Below are 5,253 nucleotides of genomic sequence, written 5' to 3'. Positions count from 1 at the left end.
GGCGATAGTGGGCAAAGCTCTCAGCGTTGACGCGGCGCAACTGGGCGGCGTTCATCGACATCACTCCTTGTGGGCACCCGGCGGCTGTGCGCCGGGATTGAGGGTCAACTGCATGAAGGTCAGATCGAGCCAGCGGCCGAACTTGGTGCCCACTTGCGGCATCTGCCCGGTGATGCTGAAACCGGCACGCTCGTGCAGGCGGATCGAGGCAGCGTTGCCGCTTTCGATAGCGGCGACCATGACGTGTTTGCCGCAAGTGCGGGCGCGTTCGATCAGCGCGGTCATCAGTTGCGGGCCGAGGCCGTTGCCGCGTTGATCGCTGCGCACGTACACCGAGTGCTCGACGGTGTGACGGAAACCGTCGAACGGCCGCCAGTCGCCGAACGAGGCGTAACCCAGCACTGCGTTTTCACGGTCGACGATCACCAGAATCGGATACGCCTGCAACTGACGCGCGTCGAACCATGCCTGGCGATTGCCGAGGTCGACCGCTCGTTCGTTCCAGATCGCCGTGGTGTTGAGCACGGCGTCGTTGTAGATGTCGCGGATCGCCGGCAGGTCGGCCCGGCTCGCATCGCGAATGCTGTAAGTCATGGCGTGGCCTCAGACGATCGGCTGGTGAACGGTGACCAGTTTGGTGCCGTCGGGGAACGTCGCCTCGACCTGGATTTCCGGGATCATTTCCGGGATGCCTTCCATCACTTGTTCGCGGCTGAGCAGGGTGGTGCCGTAATGCATCAGCTCGGCCACGGTCTGGCCGTCGCGGGCGCCTTCGAGCAGCGCGGCGGAGATGTAGGCCATGGCTTCCGGGTAATTGAGTTTCACGCCACGGGCCAGCCGCCGCTCGGCGACGAGGCCGGCGGTGAAGATCAGCAGCTTGTCTTTTTCGCGTGGGGTCAGGTCCATGGTTCGGGTTCCATCAGGGCAGATTCGGGTGGCTCTCGAGAAGTGTGGGGTGCCAGTTGGAGCAGCCCCTCACCCTAGCCCTCTCCCGAGGGAGAGGGGACTGATCTTGGTTGTTTTCGATGGCCAATTCAGTCAGCAATATTCGTTCAGGCAGATAAATTCATTTCAGACGACTCGGTCAGGCTCCCTCTCCCTCCGGGAGAGGGCGGGGGGTGAGGGTCGGGGTTTCAGGTGCTCCATATTCTTGGCGCGATAGCTTCGCGGCCCAGCAGCGCAGGCCTTAGCAGTCGCCATAAATCAATCAGCCAGGCGCGGGCGAGTAACGCTTCACCGGCCAGACACCGCGCCACCAGCAACCCTGGCAACTGGGTCAAGTCTCCACGCACTTCGTGCCCCAGCGAGCGGCAGCGCTCCAGCAACTCGGCCTCAATCTCACCGGTCACCAGCATCGTTGCGAACACCGGATTGCCATCCAGGCCGATCGGCGAGTCGAGTAAACCGTCCGCACCGACAATGCGCTGCCGTTCGTGCCAGAGCAACTGACCATCGCGGCGGATATCGAGGTGCGCCTGAAAATGCCCGAGGTCAAAACGCTCGCCGCTGGCCGGACGACCGAGCGCCACCACGTCCCAGTAGAACAGCCGCGCATCGCCTTCAAGCTCGATCGTTGTGCTCAACTCGGCCTGCGCGGCGCTGTAGACGATGGTTTCCTGCGGCAGCCATTCCAGGGTCGCGCCGGCAGCGACTTGCAAGTCGAGCTGCTGATAAGCCGGCCCGCCCGCGCGATACCACTTGGCGGCGCCGGGGCTGGTGATTTGCGCCCAGGCGTTGTGTTCGACGCGCGCGCTGATATCGAGCCGATCACCACCGGCAATTCCGCCCGGTGGGTGGACGATGATGTGCTGGCAGACCTCGGGGCCTTCGGCGTACAGATGCTTCTGCACCCGCAGCGGGCCGAGGTGACGGCGCATGACCGGGCGCGTGCAATCGCCGAAGCGCGCGTAAGCCAGTTCCAGCTCGGCATGCCAGCTCGGGGTAAACAGGGCAGGTGCAACAATCGAATTCATGGTTTTGTGATTATCGTTAGCAAGCTACAGATTAGACCGCCGCGTTAGATCGTGACCAGCCCGCGTACACCTTCGGCCTCCATATTTTCACCGCGACCCTGCTGGACGATCTCGCCCCGCGACATCACCAGGTATTGATCGGCCAGTTCTGCAGCAAAGTCGTAGAACTGCTCGACCAGCAGAATCGCCATGTCACCGCGCGCCGCGAGCTGCTTGATCACCGCGCCGATTTCCTTGATCACCGACGGTTGAATGCCTTCGGTCGGCTCATCAAGAATCAGCAGGCGCGGGCGGCTGGCCAATGCGCGGCCGATCGCCAGTTGCTGTTGCTGACCACCGGACAGATCGCCGCCACGGCGCTGCTTCATTTGTAGCAGCACCGGGAACAGTTCGTAGATGAAACCTGGAACTTCTTTGGCTTCTGAGCCTGGAAAGCGTGACAGGCCCATCAGCAGATTTTCTTCTACCGTCAGGCGCCCGAAGATCTCACGGCCCTGCGGCACGTAGGCGATACCGGCATGCACACGCTGATGCGGTTTGAACGTGGTGATCGGTTTGCCTTCCCAGTTCACCGCACCTTCCTTGGCCGGCAGCAGGCCCATCAGGCATTTGAGCAGGGTGGTCTTGCCCACGCCGTTACGGCCGAGCAGGCAGGTCACTTCGCCGACCTTCACGTCAAAGCTCAGGCCGCGCAGGATGTGGCTACCGCCGTAGTACTGATGCAGCTTGTCGACTTGCAGCATGTCCAAATTCTCCCCCGGTGATCGTTCCCACGCTCTGCGTGGGAACGCATCCCGTGACGCTCCGCGTCACATAACGGCGGACGCAGAGCGTCCATGGCGGCATTCCCACGCAGAGCGTGGGAACGATCTAGGTCTTCAGCGGCCGAGGTAGACCTCGATCACCCGCTCGTTTTCCTGCACTTGCTCAAGCGAGCCCTCGGCCAGCACGCTGCCCTGATGCAGCACCGTGACGTGGTCGGCAATCGAGCCGACAAAGCCCATGTCGTGCTCGACCACCATCAGCGAATGCTTGCCCGCCAGCGATTTGAACAGCTCGGCGGTGAACTCGGTTTCGGCGTCGGTCATGCCCGCCACCGGTTCGTCGAGCAGGAGCAATTGCGGGTCCTGCATCAGCAACATGCCGATCTCGAGAAACTGCTTCTGGCCGTGGGACAACAACCCGGCCTGGCGATTGACCGAAGTGGTCAGGCGAATCGTCTCGAGCACTTCGCTAATGCGATCCTTCTGCTCGCCACTCAAGCGCGCACGCAAACTGGCCCACACCGACTTGTCGGTCTTCTGCGCCAGCTCCAGGTTTTCAAACACGCTCAAGGCTTCGAATACCGTCGGCTTCTGGAATTTGCGGCCGATGCCGGACTGGGCAATCTGCACTTCGCTCATCTGCGTCAGATCCAGGGTTTCGCCGAACCAGGCCTTGCCGTGGCTGGGCCGGGTCTTGCCGGTGATCACGTCCATCAGCGTGGTCTTGCCCGCGCCGTTGGGGCCGATGATACAGCGCAGTTCGCCGACGCCGATGTACAGGTTGAGATTGTTCAAGGCACGGAAGCCATCGAAGCTGACGCTGATGTCTTCCAGGGTCAGGATCGTGCCGTGGCGCGTATCGAGGCCCGGGCCGACGCGCTGGCCGAGGCCGATCGAGTCGCGGCTGGTGCCTTCGTCCTTGTTCGGTTCGACGGGGAAAAACGCCGGCTCCAGCATGAATTCAGCACTCGCTGTGACTCTCATTGTTCACCTCGTTTCTTCAGCAGACCGATCACGCCCTTGGGCAGGTACAACGTCACGACGATGAACAGCGCACCGAGGAAGAACAGCCAGTATTCCGGGAAGGCCACGGTGAACCAGCTCTTCATGCCGTTGACCACGCCGGCGCCGAGCAGCGGCCCGATCAGCGTGCCGCGCCCGCCGAGGGCGACCCACACCGCCGCTTCGATCGAATTGGTCGGCGACATTTCGCTGGGGTTGATGATGCCCACTTGTGGCACGTACAGCGCTCCGGCGAGACCGCACAGCACCGCACTCAGCACCCAGACGAACAGCTTGAAACCCCGCGGATCATAACCGCAGAACATCAAACGGTTTTCCGCATCGCGCAACGCCGTCAGCACCCGACCGAACTTGCTCTGCGCCAGGCGCCAGCCGATGAACAGGCTCGCCACCAGCAACAACACCGTGGCCAGAAACAGCACCGCGCGGGTGCCCGGTTCGGTGATGCCGAAACCGAGAATGGTGCGGAAATTGGTGAAACCGTTGTTGCCGCCAAACCCGGTCTCGTTGCGGAAAAACAGGAGCATGCCGGCGAAGGTCAGGGCCTGGGTCATGATCGAGAAATACACGCCCTTGATCCGCGAACGGAAGGCGAAAAAGCCGAACACCAGCGCCAGCAGACCCGGCGCCAGCACCACCAGACACATGGCCCAGATAAAGCTGCTGGTGCCGGTCCAGTACCAGGGCAATTCGCTCCACGACAGGAAAGTCATGAACGCTGGCAAGCCATCGCCGGCGGCCTGACGCATCAGGTACATGCCCATCGCGTACCCGCCGAGGGCGAAGAACAGACCGTGGCCCAGCGACAGCAGGCCGGCGTAACCCCAGACCAGATCCAGCGCCAGAGCAACGATGGCGTAGCAGAGGATTTTGCCGACCAGGGTCAGCGTGTAGGCCGAGACGTGCAGGGCATTGTCTGGCGACAACAACGAGAGCAGCGGCAGAACGATCAGCAGCGCGAGGATCACCCCGCCGACCGCGAGCGTGGCTTTCGGCCCGGCCTTTTGTGTGGCCGTGACTAACAGAGGCTGGTTCATCAGTCGATCACCCGTCCTTTCAGTGCGAAGAGGCCTTGCGGACGTTTCTGAATGAACAGAATGATCAGCGCGAGGATCAGGATCTTGCCGAGCACCGCACCGATCTGCGGTTCGAGAATCTTGTTGGCGATGCCCAGGCCGAACGCGGCTAGCACGCTACCGGCCAGTTGGCCGACGCCGCCGAGCACCACCACCAGGAACGAGTCGATGATGTAGCTCTGGCCAAGGTCGGGACCGACGTTGCCGATCTGGCTCAGCGCCACGCCGCCCAGCCCGGCGATGCCCGAGCCGAGACCGAAGGCGAGCATGTCCACGCGCCCGGTTGGCACGCCGCAGCAGGCGGCCATGTTGCGGTTCTGGGTAACGGCGCGAACGTTGAGGCCGAGGCGGGTCTTGTTCAGCAGCAGCCAGGTCAGCACCACCACGAACAATGCGAAAGCGATGATGACGATGCGG

7 protein-coding genes are annotated in these 5,253 nt (G+C 62.5%); all 7 read right to left on the bottom strand.

What is annotated here, in order from left to right; all coding sequences use genetic code 11:
- Positions 1-60: 60 nt before the first annotated feature.
- Positions 61-594 (bottom strand): GNAT family N-acetyltransferase, encoded by a 534-nt coding sequence (locus tag OQK_RS07875; protein WP_016771891.1) that lies wholly within the window; start codon positions 592-594, stop codon positions 61-63.
- Positions 595-603: 9 nt separating this feature from the next.
- The gene (gene ureA, locus OQK_RS07870) at positions 604-906 is read right to left on the bottom strand and encodes an urease subunit gamma (RefSeq protein ID WP_003221215.1); all 303 of its coding nucleotides are present in this window, start codon (positions 904-906) and stop codon (positions 604-606) included.
- 227 nt (positions 907-1,133) lie between these two features.
- Positions 1,134-1,973, bottom strand: a complete 840-nt coding sequence (locus tag OQK_RS07865; RefSeq protein ID WP_016771890.1) for an urease accessory protein UreD — start codon at positions 1,971-1,973, stop codon at positions 1,134-1,136.
- A 44-nt stretch (positions 1,974-2,017) separates the two neighbouring features.
- Positions 2,018-2,716: an urea ABC transporter ATP-binding subunit UrtE gene (gene urtE / locus OQK_RS07860; RefSeq protein ID WP_016771889.1), complete on the bottom strand. Its 699-nt coding sequence runs from the start codon at positions 2,714-2,716 to the stop codon at positions 2,018-2,020.
- 135 nt (positions 2,717-2,851) lie between these two features.
- Complete coding sequence (gene urtD, locus OQK_RS07855) at positions 2,852-3,721, bottom strand: urea ABC transporter ATP-binding protein UrtD (protein WP_016771888.1); 870 nt, start codon at positions 3,719-3,721, stop codon at positions 2,852-2,854.
- Positions 3,718-4,797, bottom strand: a complete 1,080-nt coding sequence (gene urtC, locus OQK_RS07850) for an urea ABC transporter permease subunit UrtC (RefSeq protein WP_016771887.1) — start codon at positions 4,795-4,797, stop codon at positions 3,718-3,720. Before urtC ends, urtD begins: the two co-directional genes overlap by 4 nt.
- The coding region (locus OQK_RS07845; RefSeq protein ID WP_038860725.1) for a branched-chain amino acid ABC transporter permease at positions 4,797-5,253 on the bottom strand (457 nt) is incomplete at its 5' end. The genes OQK_RS07845 and urtC, both read right to left, overlap by 1 nt.

Origin of the sequence: Pseudomonas sp. R62 (assembly GCF_000257605.1) — a bacterium.
Lineage (GTDB): Bacteria > Pseudomonadota > Gammaproteobacteria > Pseudomonadales > Pseudomonadaceae > Aquipseudomonas > Aquipseudomonas atacamensis.
This window is presented reverse-complemented; position numbering and strand designations above follow the sequence as displayed.

Excerpts from the sequence above, each read along its gene's own strand:
- ureA (WP_003221215.1), bottom strand. The coding sequence starts at position 906 with ATGGACCTGACCCCACGCGAAAAAGACAAGCTGCTGATCTTCACCGCC.
- OQK_RS07865 (WP_016771890.1), bottom strand. The coding sequence starts at position 1,973 with ATGAATTCGATTGTTGCACCTGCCCTGTTTACCCCGAGCTGGCATGCC.
- OQK_RS07875 (WP_016771891.1), bottom strand. The coding sequence starts at position 594 with ATGACTTACAGCATTCGCGATGCGAGCCGGGCCGACCTGCCGGCGATC.
- urtE (WP_016771889.1), bottom strand. The coding sequence starts at position 2,716 with ATGCTGCAAGTCGACAAGCTGCATCAGTACTACGGCGGTAGCCACATC.
- urtC (WP_016771887.1), bottom strand. The coding sequence starts at position 4,797 with ATGAACCAGCCTCTGTTAGTCACGGCCACACAAAAGGCCGGGCCGAAA.
- urtD (WP_016771888.1), bottom strand. The coding sequence starts at position 3,721 with ATGAGAGTCACAGCGAGTGCTGAATTCATGCTGGAGCCGGCGTTTTTC.